We start from the raw sequence: 15,960 nt of genomic DNA on the forward strand, positions 1-15,960 counted from the left end.
CACAGCCAATGCCAGGTACTACTGCTCGGGTGACCGTTGATTCTGCATAGCTGCTTTACAGTCGTAGAGCACTGCAGGGAACTTGCCAGTTCCATTGGTTACCCGAGATTGATTTTTTTCGCAAGCAGCCGATCCCGGGCCGCTTTAACGGAGCATTCAAACAGATGAATCTAGAAAATGCCCTCTAAACAGTCCGAGGCGCGGACTAGAGCATCAGCTTGACGACGGACTGGTCCGGGTCGCGGGTTTTGCCGGCGGCTTTGAGTTCGGCCAGATAATCCGCCCAGAGTGCGTCATGACGTCGCCCCAGCTCGTACAGGTAATCCCAGGTGAACAGACCGCTGTCGTGACCGTCGTCGAAGGTCAGTTTCAGTGCGTACTGACCGGCCGGTTCTACCTTGGTCAGGCCGACGTGCAGCTTGCCGAATTGCAGGATCGGTTTTCCGTGACCCTGGACCTCGGCGGAGGGGGAGTGCACGCGCAGGAATTCGGCGGGCAGGGTGTACTCCTCGCCGGACGCGTATTTGAGCGACAGGGTTTTCGAGGCTTTGTGCAGTTTGATGTCGGTGGGGAGTTGGGTCATTGCCGGCGTTCCGTCAGGTGGAAAAAATTGTGGGAGCCGATGGCTCCCACAGTTTCACGACCACTGTAAGTATGGCTTACAGGATATAACGGGACAGGTCTTCGTTCTGCGCCAATTCGCCCAGGTGGCTGTTGACGTACTCGGCGTCGATCTGGATCGCTTTGTCGTCGTGGGCGCTGGCCAGATCGCCGGCACTGAACGACACCTCTTCCAGCAGACGCTCGAGCAGTGTGTGCAGGCGACGGGCACCGATGTTCTCGGTCTTCTCGTTGACCTGCCAGGCGATTTCCGCCAGACGCTTGATGCCTTCCGGCTGGAACTGGATGTTCAGGCCTTCGGTTTTCAGCAGCGCGCAGTACTGCTCGGTGAGCGAGGCGTGCGGTTCGCTGAGGATGCGTTCGAAGTCCTGCGGGCTCAGGGCCTTGAGTTCCACACGGATCGGCAGACGACCTTGCAGTTCCGGCACCAGATCGCTCGGCTTGCTCAGGTGGAACGCACCGGAGGCGATGAACAGGATGTGGTCGGTCTTGACCATGCCCAGCTTGGTGTTGACGGTGCAGCCTTCGATCAGCGGCAGCAGGTCACGTTGCACGCCTTCGCGGGACACATCAGCGCCGCCGACATTGCCGCGCTTGGCGACCTTGTCGATCTCGTCGATGAATACGATGCCGTGCTGCTCGACGGCTTCCAGGGCCTTGGCCTTCAACTCTTCTTCGTTGACCAGGCGACCGGCTTCTTCATCGCGTACCAGTTTCAGCGCTTCCTTGACCTTGAGCTTGCGGGCCTTCTTCTTGCCCTTGCCCATGTTGGCGAACAGGTTCTGCAACTGGTTGGTCATTTCTTCCATGCCCGGAGGCGTGGCGATTTCGATGCCGGCCATTTCGGCGACTTCGATCTCGATTTCCTTGTCGTCCAGCTGACCTTCGCGCAGGCGCTTGCGGAACAGTTGGCGAGTATTGGAATCCTGGGTCGGCGCTTCTTCATTGCTGAAGCCCATGCGTGCCGGTGGCAGCAGGGCGTCGAGAATACGGTCCTCGGCGGCGTCTTCGGCACGGTGGCGAACGCGGGTCATTTCCTGCTCGCGCAGCATCTTGATCGCGGCGTCGGCCAGATCACGGATGATCGATTCGACGTCACGGCCGACGTAGCCGACTTCGGTGAATTTGGTCGCTTCGACCTTGATGAACGGCGCGTTGGCCAGTTTGGCCAGGCGACGGGCGATCTCGGTTTTACCGACACCGGTCGGGCCGATCATCAGGATGTTCTTCGGGGTCACTTCAACGCGCAGCTCTTCAGGCAGCTGCATGCGGCGCCAGCGGTTGCGCAGGGCAATCGCGACGGCGCGTTTGGCATCGTCCTGGCCGATGATGTGGCGGTTGAGTTCGTGGACGATTTCGCGGGGAGTCATGGACATAATAATTGACGGTCCTCAAGCAGAAACAAGCCGTGGCACAGGGGCCGCGTCAGGCTCATTCAGCGAGATCCTGCTCCTCAATGGTCTGGGTGTGGTTGGTGAATACACAGATGTCGCCGGCGATGCCGAGAGCGGTCTCGACGATTTCGCGGGCCGACAGGTCGGTCTTTTTCAGCAGCGCGCTGGCGGCGGCTTGCGCATAGGCGCCACCGGAACCCATGGCGATCAGGCCGTCTTCGGGTTCGACCACGTCACCGTTGCCGGTGATGATCAGGGATGCGTCCTTGTTGGCGACCGCGAGCATCGCTTCGAGGCGGCTCAGGGAGCGGTCGGTGCGCCATTCTTTGGCGAGTTCGACGGCGGCGCGAACCAGGTGACCCTGGTGTTTTTCAAGCTGGCCTTCGAAACGTTCGAACAGGGTAAAGGCGTCGGCGGTGGCACCGGCGAACCCGGCGATGACTTCGCCGTGGTACAGGCGACGAACTTTCTTCGCGTTGCCTTTCATCACGGTATTGCCGAGAGAAACCTGGCCGTCGCCGCCCATGACGACTTTGCCGTGGCGGCGGACTGAAACGATGGTGGTCAAGGGAAGAGTCTCCACACTGCGGGGCGAAAATGCCTTATGCCCATTCATATGGGGGTGGTGGAGAGGATTTCAACTGCGGGGCGGGAGAGGGGACGAGCGGTGGTTTGCGCGGGGGCGTTCCCACGCAAAGCAACGTGATCGTTCCCACGCTCCGCGTGGGAATGCCTCAATGGAGGCTCCGCGTCCCTGCGGCAAGGGACGCGGAGCGTCCCGGGCTGCATTCCCACGCAGAGCGTGGGAACGATCGGTGAGGAGGATCAGCGGCTCTGGCGTTGTTGTAACAACAGGTTGCTGAAGCCGGCGCCCGCCAGTTGTTTCTGGGCGGTGGTCAACTGTTCGCGGTTGCTGAACGGGCCGACCAGTACGCGATACCAGGTTTCATCCTTCACCGTCCCGGATTCAACCGCGACCGCCTGACCGAGCAGAATGATCTGCGCGCGGACCTTGTCGGCATCCGTCTCTTTGCGGAACGAGCCGGCTTGCAGGAAGAACTTGGTCACCGGTGCAGCCTTGGTCACCGGCGGCGCTGGCGGCGGGGTGATCCCGGCCAGTGCAGCCTGTGCCCGTGCGGTGTCGATCTTCGCCGCTTCCGCCGGGGTCACCGGCGTGGTCGGGATTGCCGGCACCTGTGGCGTCGGCAGGGTTTTCTCAGGCACCGCGTCCGGCGGCACGATCACTTCCGATTCCGGCAGCAAGGTGTAGAAGTCGTACTTCGGCTTCACCGGTTGCGTCGGGCTCGGCGGGGTCTTGTTGGCCTCGGCGATCTTGGAGGCTTTCTGTTGTTGCTGTTGCTCGATCTTCTCGCGCTTGACCGTGTCGCTGCCCTTGCCCGGCTCCAGTTTCATCAGAAACACGATGAACGCGCCGACCGTCAGGCCGATGGCCATCCACAGCCAACCCGGGATCGGTTGCTTCGCTGGAGCTTGGTAACGGCTGGCGCCACGCTTGGGTGCAGGTTTTTTCTTGGCAGCCAACTTACATGCGCTCCAGGGTTTCCAGGCCGAGCAGTTCCAGGCCTTGCTTGAGGGTACGGCCGGTCAGCGCGGCAAGGCGCAGACGGCTTTGCATTTGTGCCGGGGTCTCGGCGGTGAGGATCGGGCATTTCTCGTAGAAGCTGGAGAACAGGCCGGCCACCTCGTACAGGTAGGTGCACAGGGTGTGTGGCGTGCCCTTTTCCGCAACGTTGTTCAGCACTTCACCGAACTGCGCCAGTTTGGCTGCCAGATCGTGTTCCTGCGGCGCTTCGAGGACGATCTGGCCATCGACTTCGCTGTATTCCTTTTCAAGCTTGCGGAACACACCGGCCACGCGGGTGTAGGCGTACAGCAGGTACGGGGCGGTGTTGCCTTCGAGGTTGAGCATCTGGTCGAAGTTGAAGCTGTAGTCGCTGGTACGGTGCTTCGAAAGGTCGGCGTATTTCACCGCGCCGATGCCCACAACCTTGGCGATGCTGCGCAGTTCGTCGTCGGCCAGTGTCGGGTTTTTCTCTTTTACCAATGCGTAGGCACGTTCCTGCGCTTCGGTTAGAAGATCGATCAGCTTCACGGTGCCGCCATCTCGGGTCTTGAACGGACGACCGTCGGCGCCGTTCATGGTGCCGAAGCCCATGTGCTCCATTTCCATCGGATGGGTCACGAAACCGGCCTTGCGCGCCACGGCGAACACTTGCTGGAAGTGCAGGGCCTGACGCTGGTCGACGAAGTACAGCGCACGGTCGGCCTTCAGCTTGCCGCTGCGATAACGCACGGCCGCCAGGTCGGTGGTGGCGTACAGGTAGCCGCCGTCAGCCTTGACGATGATAACCGGCAGCGGCTCGCCTTCGGCGTTCTTGAATTCGTCGAGGAACACGCACTGGGCGCCGTTGCTTTCGACCAGCATGCCGGCGGCTTTCAGGTCGTTGACCACGTTGATCAGGTCGTCGTTGTAGGCGCTTTCGCCCATCACGTCGGCCATGGTCAGTTTGACGTTGAGCAGTTCATAGATCTTCTGGCAGTGCGACAGCGAGATGTCCTTGAACTTGGTCCACAGCGCCAGGCATTCAGCGTCGCCGGCCTGCAACTTGACCACCAGGCCACGGGCGCGGTCGGCGAATTCCGGCGATTCGTCGAAGCGTTGCTTGGCGGCGCGGTAGAAGTTTTCCAGGTCCGACAGCTCGTCGCTGGTGATCGGGTTTTCCTGCAGGTACGCCATCAGCATGCCGAACTGGGTGCCCCAGTCGCCGACGTGGTTCTGACGGATCACGGTGTCGCCGAGGAATTCGAGTACCCGCGCCACGCCGTCGCCGATGATGGTCGAGCGCAGGTGGCCGACGTGCATCTCTTTGGCCAGGTTCGGTGCCGACAGGTCGACCACGGTGCGTTGTGCCGGGCCGGCCTTGCGCACGCCGACGTGAGCGTCGGCCAGAGCCGCGTCGAGGCGCGAGGCCAGCGCCTGGGTGTTCTGGAAGAAATTGATGAAGCCAGGACCGGCGATTTCGGCCTTGGTGACGTTCTCGTCAGCCGGCAGGGCGGCGATGATTTTCTCCGCCAGGTCGCGTGGCTTCATGCCCGCAGGCTTGGCCAGCATCATCGCGATGTTGCTGGCGAAGTCGCCGTGGGTCTTGTCCCGGGCGTTTTCCACCTGGATCGCCGGCGTCAGGCCTTCAGGCAACACACCTTCGTTGACGAGTTGGGTGAGGGCTTGTTGGATCAGCTGGCGAATGGTGTCTTTCATGGTCTTCTCTTTCGACCGCAAGCGCGGCGGCGCATCGATGCGCGGGTGGAAAAACTGGGCATTATCCGTTGCGAAGACGGGCTTGCCAACCTTAGCAGGCAGGATGTGGATGTGTGGTGACAATTCGGCCGGTTTTGCCCGGTCAGTACAGATCCACCGGATCGACATCCAGCGACCAGCGCACCGCCCGACCGCTTGGCATCTGCTCCAGCACCAGCAGCCAGCTCGCCAGCAATCGGTGCAGCGGCGCCCGGGCCGTGGCCTGCAACAGCAGCTGCGCGCGGAAGCGTCCGGCCCGACGTTCCATCGGTGCCGGCACCGGCCCCAGCAATTCGATGCCGGTCAGGTTCTGTTCGGCCAGCAAGCGCTCGGCCTCGCTGCATGCCTCATCGAGAAAACCTTCGGCCTGCCCTGGCTTGTGGGCTTCGGCGCGCAGCAGGGCGAGATGGGCGAACGGCGGCAGGCCGGCGGCGCGGCGTTCGCTCAGCGCCTGTTCGGCGAAGGCGAAGTAACCCTGCTCGGTCAGTTGCACCAATAAAGGATGGTCGGCCAGATGCGTCTGGATGATCACTTTGCCCGGTTCCTCCGCACGCCCGGCGCGCCCGGCAACCTGCACGATCAGTTGCGCCATACGCTCGCTGGCGCGGAAGTCGCCGGAGAACAGCCCACCGTCGGCATCGAGGATCGACACCAGCGTCACCCGAGGGAAATGGTGCCCCTTGGCCAACATCTGGGTGCCGACCAGAATGCACGGCTGACCTTTCTGGATCGTGGCGAACAACTGGTTCATCGCGTCCTTGCGCGACGTGCTGTCCCGGTCGACGCGCAACACCGGATAGTCCGGGAACAGAATCGCCAGCCTTTCCTCGGCCCGCTCGGTGCCGGCGCCCACGGGGCGCAGATCGACCTTGTTGCACTTCGGGCATTGGCGCGGCACGCGCTCCACGTAACCGCAGTGGTGGCAGCGCAATTCGCCGTAGCGCTGGTGCACGGTCATCCGCGCATCGCAGCGCTGGCATTCGGACATCCAGCCGCAATCGTGGCACAGCAGAGTAGGGGCAAAACCCCGACGGTTGAGGAACACCAATACCTGCTGGCCGGCGGCGAGGGTCTGGCCGATGGCTTGCTGCATCGGCCCGGAAATGCCGCTGTCCAGTGGACGACTTTTCACATCCAGGCGCAGGAAGCGTGGCTGCTTGGCGCCACCGGCCCGCTCGTTCAGTCGCAGGAGTCCGTAACGACCGGTGTAGGCGTTGTGCAGGCTTTCCAGGGATGGCGTCGCCGAGCCGAGCACGATCGGGATGTTTTCCTGCCGCGCCCGCACCAGCGCCAGATCCCGCGCGTGGTAGCGCAGGCCTTCCTGCTGTTTATAAGAGCCGTCGTGTTCTTCGTCGATGATTATCAGCCCCGGATTCTTCATCGGGGTGAACAGCGCCGAGCGGGTGCCGATAATAATGTCGGCCTCGCCATCGCGGGCGGCGAGCCAGGCATCCAGACGATCACGATCGTTGACCGCCGAGTGCAGCAGGGCGATGCGGGCGTTGAAGCGTTGTTCGAACCGCGCGAGGGTCTGCGGGCCGAGGTTGATCTCCGGGATCAGCACCAGCGCCTGCTTGCCGGCCTCGAGGGTTTCGCGGATCAGCTGCAAATAGACTTCGGTCTTGCCGCTGCCAGTGACCCCGGCCAGCAGGAACGCGTGATAACTGTCGAACCCGGCGCGAATCGCTTCATAGGCGGCGCGCTGTTCGCTGTTGAGCGGCAGTTCCGGCTGGGCCAGCCAGTGTTCATGGCGTGCGCCGGGGGCGTGGCGGCGCACTTCGACCTGCACCAGATCCTTGGCCAGCAGCAGATCAAGGCTGTCCTTGCTCAGCATCAGTTTGCTCAGCAACTGATGGGCCACGCCGTGAGGGTGCTGGGCCAAAGTCGCCAGGGCTTCACGCTGGCGCGGGGCGCGGGCGATGCGTGGGTCATCGAGGCTGGCGCCGGGAGCGGCGGACCAGAAGCGTTCCTGCCGAACTTCGGCCAGTTCGCCCTGGCGCAACAGCACCGGCAGCGCCCAGCTCAACGTGTCGCCGAGGCTGTGCTGATAATACTGAGACGTCCACAGGCACAGCTTGAACAGCGCTGGCGGCAGTGGTGCGGTGACGTCGAGCAGCGCCAGTGCCGGTTTGAGCTTCTCCACTGGCACTTCGCTGGTGTCAGCGACCTCCACCAGAATCCCGATCATCTCCCGTCGGCCGAACGGCACCCGCAGGCGCATGCCCGGTTGCAACTGCGAACGCAGCACGCCGGCCGGGGCCCGATAGTCGAACAGGCGGCGCAGGGGCGAAGGCAGGGCGAGGCGCAGAATGGCGTCGGGCACGCGGAGGATTCTCATAGGCGGGGCGGTGGAGAAGGGCGGGAGCCTAGCAGACGGTCGGTCTCAGTGACAGCTTGCGTGATTGGCATTGTCTGGTAGAATCCGCGGCCTAATTACGTGCGGTATTCAACAATCGTGTTGGATGGCGGCACGCCAGCTGAGGAAAACACCATGAAAGCCGATATCCACCCGAATTACCCAGAAGTTGCAGTAACTTGCAGCTGCGGCAACAAGTTCGAAACCCGTTCGACCTTCGGCAAAGCCCTGGCGATCGACGTTTGCAACGAGTGCCACCCGTTCTACACCGGTAAGCAGAAGACTCTGGACACCGGTGGTCGCGTTCAGAAGTTCGCCGACCGTTTCGGTGCTTTCGGCGCGAAAAAGGCCTAAGGCCCTTCATTCTGGAAAACCTCAGCGGCTTTTCCGGTCTGATGAAAAAGGCGTCCCTTGCGGGCGCCTTTTTTGTGTCCGCGATTTGGCTCTCCGCCGCCCAGGCCTTCTGCCCCGTGCCGGCCAGGCTGGACAGCGCCACGGTGCAGCGGGTGGTCGACGGCGACACCCTGCGCCTGAGCGACGGGCGCAATGTGCGGATGATCGGCCTCAATACGCCCGAACTCGGCAAGCAGGGTCGTAGCGACGAGCCGTTTGCGGTAGCGGCGCGCAAGCGCCTGGAAGCCCTGGTCGCCGAGAGCGACGGGAGGGTTAGTCTGCGACTGGGCGCCGAGTCCAAGGACCGTTACGGCCGAACCCTGGCCCATGTGTTCAGCGCCAAGGGTGAGAACATCGAAGCGCAGATGCTCGCCGATGGCCTCGGTTTTCAGGTCGCGGTGGCGCCGAATGTCGATCTGGTCGATTGCCAGCAAGCGGCCGAACACCGCGCGCGACAGGCCGGGCTCGGCCTGTGGAAGCGCTCACCTGTACTGAAAGCGGAGCAGATCGAGCGCTCGGGTTTCGCGCTGGTCAGCGGTCGTGTGAGCAAGGTTCAACGCAATCGCGGCGGAATCTGGATCGAGTTGCAGGACAAGCTTGTACTGCGCGTTGCACCCAATCTGCTGGATCGCTTCGATGGCGCTGCTCTGCAGGCGTTGAAGGGCAAGCAGATCGAGGCCCGTGGCTGGGTGGTCGACCGTTCCCGGCGCGGTGGACTGAAATCAGGTCAGGCGCGCTGGCTGTTGCCGCTGACCGATCCTTTGATGCTCCAGCCGTCCCGTTGAATAAAAAGTTGTAGACATTTTTTCTGTCGATTGTGAACAGTCTAACCCTTGTGCGCCGTGGCTCTTGGCCCAAAGTCTTAGGGCAGGGCGCTTGACAGGGGTGACCGGGCAGTCTTGTGGGGACTTTGCGAGGCGCGTATCCTCGCTGACCAGTCTGTCCAACAGTAAAAAGCGGAATGCCAAAATGTCTGATCTGAAAACTGCCGCTCTCGAATATCATGCCAATCCTCGTCCAGGAAAGCTGAGTGTCGAGCTCACCAAGGCCACTGCTACCGCCCGCGACCTGTCGCTGGCCTACAGCCCCGGCGTAGCTGAACCAGTGCGCGAGATCGCCCGCGATCCTGAACTGGCCTACAAGTACACCGGCAAGGGCAACCTGGTTGCAGTCATTTCCGATGGCACCGCGATTCTGGGCCTGGGTAACCTCGGCCCACTGGCTTCCAAGCCAGTCATGGAAGGTAAAGGCGTGCTGTTCAAGCGCTTCGCCGGCATCGACGTCTTCGACATCGAAGTCGACTCCGAGAGCCCGCAAGCCTTCATCGACACCGTAAAACGCATTTCCATCACCTTCGGTGGCATCAACCTGGAAGACATCAAGGCACCTGAGTGCTTTGAGATCGAACGCGCTCTGATCGAGCAGTGCGACATTCCGGTCTTCCACGATGACCAGCACGGCACCGCAATCGTGACCGCTGCGGGCATGATCAACGCCCTGGAAATCGCTGGCAAAACCTTGGCCGACGCCAAGATCGTCTGCCTGGGCGCTGGCGCCGCCGCCATCTCCTGCATGAAACTGCTGGTGAGCATGGGCGCCAAGGTCGAAAACATCTTCATGGTTGACCGTACCGGCGTGATCCACGCTGGCCGTGACGACCTGAACCAGTACAAGGCTGTGTTCGCTCACCCTACCGAGAAGCGCACCCTGGACGACGCCATCGAAGGCGCTGACGTATTCGTCGGCCTGTCGGGTCCAAACCTGCTGAGCGCCGAGCAACTCAAGCGCATGGCGGCCAACCCGATCGTCTTCGCCTGCTCCAACCCGGATCCGGAAATCTCCCCGGAACTGGCTCATGCCACCCGTAACGACGTGATCATGGCCACCGGCCGTTCGGACTACCCGAACCAGGTCAACAACGTACTGGGCTTCCCGTTCATCTTCCGTGGTGCCCTGGACGTTCGCGCCAAGCGCATCAACGAAGAAATGAAGATCGCTGCCGCCAACGCCCTGCGCGAACTGGCCAAGCTGCCGGTCCCGCAGGAAGTCTGCGACGCCTACGGCGGTATCTCCCTGGAATTCGGCCGTGAGTACATCATTCCGAAGCCAATGGACAAACGCCTGATCACCGTGATCTCCGACGCCGTGGCCAAGGCCGCGATCGAGACTGGTGTGGCGACCCTGCCGTATCCGAAGAACTACCCGCTGAAAAGCGTGGATGACGTGTTCAACGGCTAAGTCGTTGTAGCGCTTCAAGCGAAAGCCCTGACTCGTGAGAGTCGGGGCTTTTTTATGCCTGTTGATTTTGGGGTGATCTTAAGGGCCTCTTCGCGAGCTTGCTCGCGAAGAGGCCGGCCCAGACAACACAAAAATGAACAGGTAATAAAAAGCCCCGCACTTCAATCGAAGGCGGGGCTTTTTAGCGATTCAGGATCAGGATCAGAACAAATCGATCGGCGCCTGTTCATCCGCCGGCAGCGGGCTACCCGGCACGGCACCATTGCCGATCTCGTTGACCGACGGCGGCGTGTCCTCAGCCTTGAACAGCTCGAAGTACGCACCCGGCGTGCTCGGCGATGCCGCACGACCGCTGACCGGATCCACCCGCAGGCTGAGGATGCCTTCCGGCTCCGGCTGGACATGCGGCGGCTTGTCCTTGAGCGCGGCGGCCATGTAGTTCATCCAGATCGGCAGTGCCACGGTGCCGCCGAATTCCCGGCGACCGAGGCTTTCCGGCTGGTCGAAACCGGTCCACACGGTGGTCACGTAGTCGGCGTTATAGCCAGAGAACCACGCATCCTTGGATTCGTTGGTGGTACCGGTCTTGCCGGCGATGTCGCTGCGGCCCAGAGCCAGTGCGCGACGGCCGGTGCCGAGCTTGATCACGTCCTGCAGCATGCTGTTGAGGATGTAGGTGGTACGGCCATCGACGATGCGCTCGGCGACGGCTGGTGCTTGGGGCACGGCAGCGTTGCCCGGCGCTTCACCTGGAACCGGCGCTGCATTGACCGTGAACGCCTGGGTGGCGGGTGCGGCAATGCCGTCGGTAGCTGCGGCGCCCTGAGGTACGGTCGGCGGGTTGGCGACGAACAGCGTATCGCCGTTGCGGCTTTCGATCTTGTCGATGATGTACGGGGTGATCTTGTAGCCGCCGTTGGCAAAGGTGCTCCAGCCAGTGGCGATTTCCATTGGCGTCAGGGTCGCGGTGCCCAGCGCCAGCGACAGGTTTGGCGGCAGGTCCTGCTTGTTGAAGCCGAAGCGGGTGATGTAGTCGATGGTCTTGCCTACGCCCATCGCCTGCAACAGGCGGATCGACACCAGGTTGCGCGACTTGTACAGCGCCTCACGCAGGCGGATCGGGCCGAGGAAAGTGTTGGTGTCGTTCTTCGGACGCCAGACCTTGTCCAGGTACTCGTCGACGAACACGATCGGTGCGTCGTTGACCAGGCTGGCGGCGGTGTAGCCGTTATCCAGCGCGGCGCTGTAGACGAACGGCTTGAAGCTCGAGCCCGGCTGACGCTTGGCCTGCATCGCGCGGTTGTAGTTGCTCTGCTCGAAGGCGAAACCACCGACCAGCGAACGGATCGCGCCGTTCTGCGGATCCAGTGACACCAGCGCGCCTTGCGCCTGCGGAATCTGGCTGAACTTCAGCGAATTGTTCGGCTGGCGCTGCACGCGAATCAGGTCGCCGATCTGTGCCACATCCGACGGCTGACGCGGCGCGGCGCCCATGCTGTTGGTGTTGAGGAACGGTCGCGCCCATTTCATGGTGTCCCACGCCACATGCTCTTCGCCGGTGCGGGTCAGCACTTGCAGGCCGGTCTTGTCGACCTGGGTGACGATGGCCGGCTCGAGGCTGCTGATGGTGCGTTGCTTGGTCAGTTCGGTGGCCCAGGCTTCACGGGTCTTGCCCGGCAGGCGTGATTCAGGGCCACGGTAGCCGTGACGCTGGTCGTAGGTCATCAGGCCTTCATGCAGCGCGGTGTTGGCCATTTCCTGGAGGTTGCTCGGCACCGTGGTGGTAACGCGGAAACCTTCGGTATAGGCGTCGCTGCCGTAGCGACCGACCATTTCCGCACGGGCCATCTCGGCGATGTACGGCGCGTTCACTTCCGGGGTCGGCACGTGATAGCTGGCATTCAGCGGCTCGTTGATCGCGGCGGTGTAGTCGGCTTCGGTGATCTTGCCGAGCTTGTACATGCGGCCAAGGATCCAGTCACGACGCTCCTTGCTGCGCGCCGGGTTGGCCAGCGGGTTGAAGCGCGACGGGGCTTTCGGCAGGCCGGCGATCATCGCCATCTGCGCCAGGCTGACTTCGCGGATCGACTTGCCGTAATACACCTGTGCCGCCGCCTCGATGCCGTAGGCGCGGTTGCCCAGATAGATCTTGTTCACGTACAGCTCAAGGATCTCGTCCTTGGTCAGTTGGCGTTCGATCTGCAGGGCGAGAAGGATTTCAGTGGTCTTGCGCGAGAAGCTGCGCTCGCTGGTCAGGAAGAAGTTCTTCGCCACCTGCATGGTGATGGTGCTGCCGCCGGACTGGATGTGCCCGCTCTTGACCAGTTGGGTCGCGGCACGCATCAGGCTGCTCGGATCAACGCCGTAGTGGTTGGCGAAGTTGTCGTCTTCAGCACTTAGTAACGCATTGATGAAATTGGGGGGAATGTCGGCGAAACGGATCGGTGTGCGGCGCATTTCGCCAAATTCTGCGATCAACTTGTTGTCGCTGCTGTAGACCCGGAGCGGAATCTGCAACTGAATGCTTCTCAGCGCCTCCACAGATGGCAAACCCGGACTAAGGTAAAGAAACGCGCCGCTGAGACCTAAAAGCAGTCCGCAGAAAACGGCGACGATGGACCAACCGAAAAATTTCAGCAGACGAATCAAGGCTTTTGGACATCCACGGCAAAGAATGAATTGGGCGACAGGGTCCCGGCTAACACACAGAACGACCCGCGCCGGCAGTAAAAAGCGGAAAAAAACGCTGGGCATTATAAGCACTTTTCCGCTGGGGGCGTCATTTGCGCTTCTGTCAAGACGGGGCGAGGGAACGCAATGCGCATTACAGAGTCCGTAACTCACGGAAAGTCATAGGGAATTGGTAGTGCTAGGACTCTTCAATAAAAAGGCCAATACGTTACTGGGGATCGACATCAGCTCCACATCGGTCAAGCTGCTGGAGCTGAGCCGTCAGGGTGAGCGCTACCGGGTTGAGGCGTACGCGGTGGAGCCGTTGCCGGCGAACGCCGTGGTCGAAAAGAACATCGCCGAGCTCGAGGGCGTTGGCCAGGCTCTGTCCCGGGTGCTGGTCAAGGCGCGCACCGGGCTGAAAACCGTGGCGGTGGCGGTGGCTGGATCTGCGGTGATCACCAAGGTCATCGAGATGGACGCCGGGCTGTCCGACGACGAGCTGGAAAACCAGCTCAAGATCGAAGCCGATCAATACATTCCCTATCCGCTGGACGAGGTCGCCATCGACTTCGAAGTCCAGGGCGTTTCGCCGCGCAACCCCGAACGGGTCAACGTGCTGCTGGCCGCCTGTCGCAAGGAAAACGTCGAAGTCCGCGAAGCGGCGCTCGCTCTCGCCGGGCTGACCGCGCGGGTGGTGGATGTAGAGGCGTATGCGCTGGAGCGCTCGTTCGGCCTGCTGGCCACGCAACTGGCCGCGTCCCAGGATCGGTTGACGGTGGCGGTGGTCGACATTGGCGCCACCATGACCACCCTGAGCGTCCTGCACAACGGCCGGATCATCTATACCCGCGAACAGCTGTTCGGCGGTCGACAACTGACCGAGGAAATCCAGCGCCGTTACGGCCTGACCCTTGAGCAGGCGGGGCTCGCCAAGAAGCAGGGCGGCCTGCCGGACGACTACGTCAGTGAGGTGCTGCAGCCATTTCGCGAGGCGCTGGTACAGCAGGTGTCGCGCTCCCTGCAGTTCTTTTTCGCCTCCGGCCAGTACAACGCTGTCGATCACATTCTGCTGGCCGGCGGCACGGCGTCAGTGCCCGGCCTTGACCGGCTGATCGAAGAGCGCCTGCACACCCCGACCCAGGTTGCCAACCCGTTTTCCGACATGGCCTTGAGCAGCAAGGTCAACGCCGGGGCCCTGGCGAGCGATGCGCCGGCCCTGATGATTGCCTGCGGGCTCGCGCTCAGGAGTTTCGACTGATGGCGCGGATCAACCTTTTACCCTGGCGCGAGGAGCGTCGCGAAGAACGGCGCAAACGCTTCCTGCTGGCCTTGACCGGTGTGGTGGTCGGTTCGGTGGGGGCGGTGCTCATTGCCGACCAGATCATCAGCGCCGCCATCGCGCGGCAGGTCGCGCGCAATGACTACATCGGCAAGCAGATCGCCGTGGTCGACGAGCGGATCAAACAGATCAGCGAGCTCAAGGCTCATCGCCAGCAACTGGTGGAGCGCATGCGCATCATCCAGGACTTGCAGGGCAACCGGCAGATCAGCGGACGGATCTTCGATCAGCTGGCGCGCACCTTGCCTGACGGGGTGTATTTCACCGACGTGAAAATGGTCGGCAAGACCCTGTCGATCAGCGGCGCGGCGGAGTCGAACAATCGGGTGTCCGACCTGATGCGCAATCTTGATGCCTCGGACTGGTTCGATGCGCCCAACCTCAATGAAGTGAAAGCCACCACAGCCGGACAAGTGGATCAGGCCAACGTCTTTCAGCTGACCGTTCGCCAGACTCGTCCCCGGCTCGAGGAGGACGACCAATGAAGCCGTCCGAGTGGCTGGACAGCCTGCGCAATGTCGATTTCAACGACCTCGACACCAGCAACATCGGCTCCTGGCCGCCAGTGGTCAAAGGTCTGGCCGGCGGGCTGTTGATGGTGCTGGTCCTGGCGCTTGGCTATAACTTTTTCATCAGTGATCTGGAGAGCCAGCTCGAGCTCAAGCGTGAGGAGGAGGTCACCCTCAAGGAGCAATTCGCGAGCAAGGCACACATGGCGGCCAATCTCGAGCTGTACACCCAACAGATGAAGGAGATGGAAAACTCGTTCGGCGTGCTGTTGCGACAACTGCCCAGTGACACCGAGGTGCCAGGGTTGCTGGAAGACATCACCCGTACCGGGTTGGGTAGCGGTCTTGAATTCGAAGAGATCAAACTGCTGCCGGAGGTCACCCAGCAGTTCTACATCGAGCTGCCCATCCAGATCACCGTGACCGGGGCCTATCACGACCTTGCCACCTTCGTCAGCGGCGTGGCCGGGCTGCCACGGATCGTCACCCTGCACGATTTCGAGCTGGCGCCGGCCAATCCCGAAGGCGGGCCGAAGTTGCGCATGAGCATTCTCGCCAAGACCTACCGCTACAACGACAAGGGGCTGCAGAAATGAGCCCGATCCGTTTTATCGCCTTGTCGGCATTGTTATTGGTGCTCGGTGGCTGTGGCGGCGATGACTTCAGCGACCTCGACGCCTACATGAATGAAGTGCGCCTGCGTCCACCGGGCAAGATCGAGCCGACTCCGACCTTCCGCTCCTACCCGACGTTCACCTACAGCGCCGCCAATCTGCGCAGTCCGTTTTCGCGCCAGTTGCGGGTCGATCTGGCCGGGCAGAAACACGGTTCGCGCGACGTGAAACCCGATCCCAACCGGGTCAAGCAATACCTCGAAGGTTTCAACATCGAGCAGTTTGAAATGGTCGGCACGATTGCCAACGCCTCCGGTTCCTTCGCCCTGCTGCGAGGCGCGGGCGGGGTTCATCGGCTCAAGGTCGGCGACTATCTGGGGCGCAACGACGGGCGCATCGTCGCCATCAGCGCTTCACAGGTCGATGTGGTGGAAATCGTTCCGGATGGCCAGGGCGCCTGGCTTGAGCGGCCGCGCACCATTCCTTTGAAAGAGCATTCATAAG

The 15,960-nt window shown here is 62.0% G+C and carries 14 protein-coding genes; 7 read left to right on the top strand and 7 right to left on the bottom strand.

All coding sequences use genetic code 11. From position 1 onward, the window contains the following. Positions 1 to 205 precede the first annotated feature (205 nt). The 6 genes from ACODTD_RS14705 to ACODTD_RS14730 all read right to left on the bottom strand — a co-directional run bounded on the left by ACODTD_RS14705 (position 206) and on the right by ACODTD_RS14730 (position 7,657). The gene (locus tag ACODTD_RS14705; RefSeq protein WP_011332068.1) at positions 206 to 583 is read right to left on the bottom strand and encodes a gamma-butyrobetaine hydroxylase family protein; all 378 of its coding nucleotides are present in this window, start codon (positions 581 to 583) and stop codon (positions 206 to 208) included. Between the two features lie 76 nt (positions 584 to 659). After that, a complete protein-coding gene (gene hslU / locus ACODTD_RS14710) occupies positions 660 to 1,997 on the bottom strand; it encodes an ATP-dependent protease ATPase subunit HslU (protein ID WP_007952406.1) in 1,338 nt (445 codons plus the stop codon). 55 nt (positions 1,998 to 2,052) lie between these two features. Beyond that, on the bottom strand, positions 2,053 to 2,583 hold the full coding sequence (gene hslV / locus ACODTD_RS14715) for an ATP-dependent protease subunit HslV (RefSeq protein ID WP_003196958.1): 531 nt from the start codon (positions 2,581 to 2,583) through the stop codon (positions 2,053 to 2,055). Between the two features lie 257 nt (positions 2,584 to 2,840). Further along, positions 2,841 to 3,557, bottom strand: a complete 717-nt coding sequence (locus ACODTD_RS14720) for an SPOR domain-containing protein (protein WP_007952404.1) — start codon at positions 3,555 to 3,557, stop codon at positions 2,841 to 2,843. 1 nt (position 3,558) lies between these two features. After that, on the bottom strand, positions 3,559 to 5,295 hold the full coding sequence (gene argS, locus ACODTD_RS14725) for an arginine--tRNA ligase (RefSeq protein ID WP_011332071.1): 1,737 nt from the start codon (positions 5,293 to 5,295) through the stop codon (positions 3,559 to 3,561). 142 nt (positions 5,296 to 5,437) lie between these two features. Next, on the bottom strand, positions 5,438 to 7,657 hold the full coding sequence (locus ACODTD_RS14730; protein WP_285357247.1) for a primosomal protein N': 2,220 nt from the start codon (positions 7,655 to 7,657) through the stop codon (positions 5,438 to 5,440). A gap of 168 nt (positions 7,658 to 7,825) precedes the next feature. Between ACODTD_RS14730 and rpmE the strand changes: the two genes are divergently transcribed. The 3 genes from rpmE (at position 7,826) to ACODTD_RS14745 (ending at position 10,321) form a co-directional block, all read left to right on the top strand. Then, positions 7,826 to 8,044: a 50S ribosomal protein L31 gene (rpmE, locus tag ACODTD_RS14735; protein WP_007952398.1), complete on the top strand. Its 219-nt coding sequence runs from the start codon at positions 7,826 to 7,828 to the stop codon at positions 8,042 to 8,044. 41 nt (positions 8,045 to 8,085) lie between these two features. Then, entirely contained in the window at positions 8,086 to 8,868 is a 783-nt protein-coding gene (locus ACODTD_RS14740) for a thermonuclease family protein (RefSeq protein WP_285357245.1), read from the top strand. 184 nt (positions 8,869 to 9,052) lie between these two features. Continuing rightward, positions 9,053 to 10,321 carry a malic enzyme-like NAD(P)-binding protein gene (locus ACODTD_RS14745; RefSeq protein ID WP_007952395.1) on the top strand — a complete coding sequence of 423 codons (1,269 nt, stop codon included), beginning with the start codon at positions 9,053 to 9,055 and terminating at the stop codon, positions 10,319 to 10,321. Between the two features lie 201 nt (positions 10,322 to 10,522). On the opposite strand, the gene ACODTD_RS14750 is transcribed toward ACODTD_RS14745, so the two are convergent. Next, positions 10,523 to 12,970 (bottom strand): penicillin-binding protein 1A, encoded by a 2,448-nt coding sequence (locus tag ACODTD_RS14750; protein WP_201817091.1) that lies wholly within the window; start codon positions 12,968 to 12,970, stop codon positions 10,523 to 10,525. Positions 12,971 to 13,187: 217 nt separating this feature from the next. On the opposite strand from ACODTD_RS14750, the gene ACODTD_RS14755 reads away from it, so the two are divergent. From ACODTD_RS14755 to ACODTD_RS14770, 4 genes are read left to right on the top strand one after another with little or no spacing between them, the layout of a single operon-like run. Further along, complete coding sequence (locus ACODTD_RS14755; protein ID WP_011332076.1) at positions 13,188 to 14,252, top strand: pilus assembly protein PilM; 1,065 nt, start codon at positions 13,188 to 13,190, stop codon at positions 14,250 to 14,252. Further along, positions 14,252 to 14,818 (top strand): PilN domain-containing protein, encoded by a 567-nt coding sequence (locus tag ACODTD_RS14760; protein ID WP_011332077.1) that lies wholly within the window; start codon positions 14,252 to 14,254, stop codon positions 14,816 to 14,818. The genes ACODTD_RS14755 and ACODTD_RS14760 overlap by 1 nt, the downstream gene beginning before the upstream one ends. After that, positions 14,815 to 15,438 (top strand): type 4a pilus biogenesis protein PilO, encoded by a 624-nt coding sequence (gene pilO / locus ACODTD_RS14765; protein ID WP_011332078.1) that lies wholly within the window; start codon positions 14,815 to 14,817, stop codon positions 15,436 to 15,438. The genes ACODTD_RS14760 and pilO overlap by 4 nt, the downstream gene beginning before the upstream one ends. Further along, positions 15,435 to 15,959, top strand: coding sequence for a pilus assembly protein PilP (locus ACODTD_RS14770; protein ID WP_197869308.1), 525 nt, complete (start codon positions 15,435 to 15,437; stop codon positions 15,957 to 15,959). The genes pilO and ACODTD_RS14770 overlap by 4 nt, the downstream gene beginning before the upstream one ends. Position 15,960 lies beyond the last annotated feature (1 nt).

Source organism: Pseudomonas sp. FG35 (assembly GCF_057809295.1).

What these genes read in the sequence shown, in the direction of transcription:
- ACODTD_RS14740 (WP_285357245.1), top strand. Translation starts at nt 8,086, where the DNA reads ATGAAAAAGGCGTCCCTTGCGGGCGCCTTTTTTGTGTCCGCGATTTGG.
- ACODTD_RS14760 (WP_011332077.1), top strand. Translation starts at nt 14,252, where the DNA reads ATGGCGCGGATCAACCTTTTACCCTGGCGCGAGGAGCGTCGCGAAGAA.
- ACODTD_RS14745 (WP_007952395.1), top strand. Translation starts at nt 9,053, where the DNA reads ATGTCTGATCTGAAAACTGCCGCTCTCGAATATCATGCCAATCCTCGT.
- ACODTD_RS14770 (WP_197869308.1), top strand. Translation starts at nt 15,435, where the DNA reads ATGAGCCCGATCCGTTTTATCGCCTTGTCGGCATTGTTATTGGTGCTC.
- pilO (WP_011332078.1), top strand. Translation starts at nt 14,815, where the DNA reads ATGAAGCCGTCCGAGTGGCTGGACAGCCTGCGCAATGTCGATTTCAAC.
- ACODTD_RS14705 (WP_011332068.1), bottom strand. Translation starts at nt 583, where the DNA reads ATGACCCAACTCCCCACCGACATCAAACTGCACAAAGCCTCGAAAACC.
- argS (WP_011332071.1), bottom strand. Translation starts at nt 5,295, where the DNA reads ATGAAAGACACCATTCGCCAGCTGATCCAACAAGCCCTCACCCAACTC.
- hslU (WP_007952406.1), bottom strand. Translation starts at nt 1,997, where the DNA reads ATGTCCATGACTCCCCGCGAAATCGTCCACGAACTCAACCGCCACATC.
- rpmE (WP_007952398.1), top strand. Translation starts at nt 7,826, where the DNA reads ATGAAAGCCGATATCCACCCGAATTACCCAGAAGTTGCAGTAACTTGC.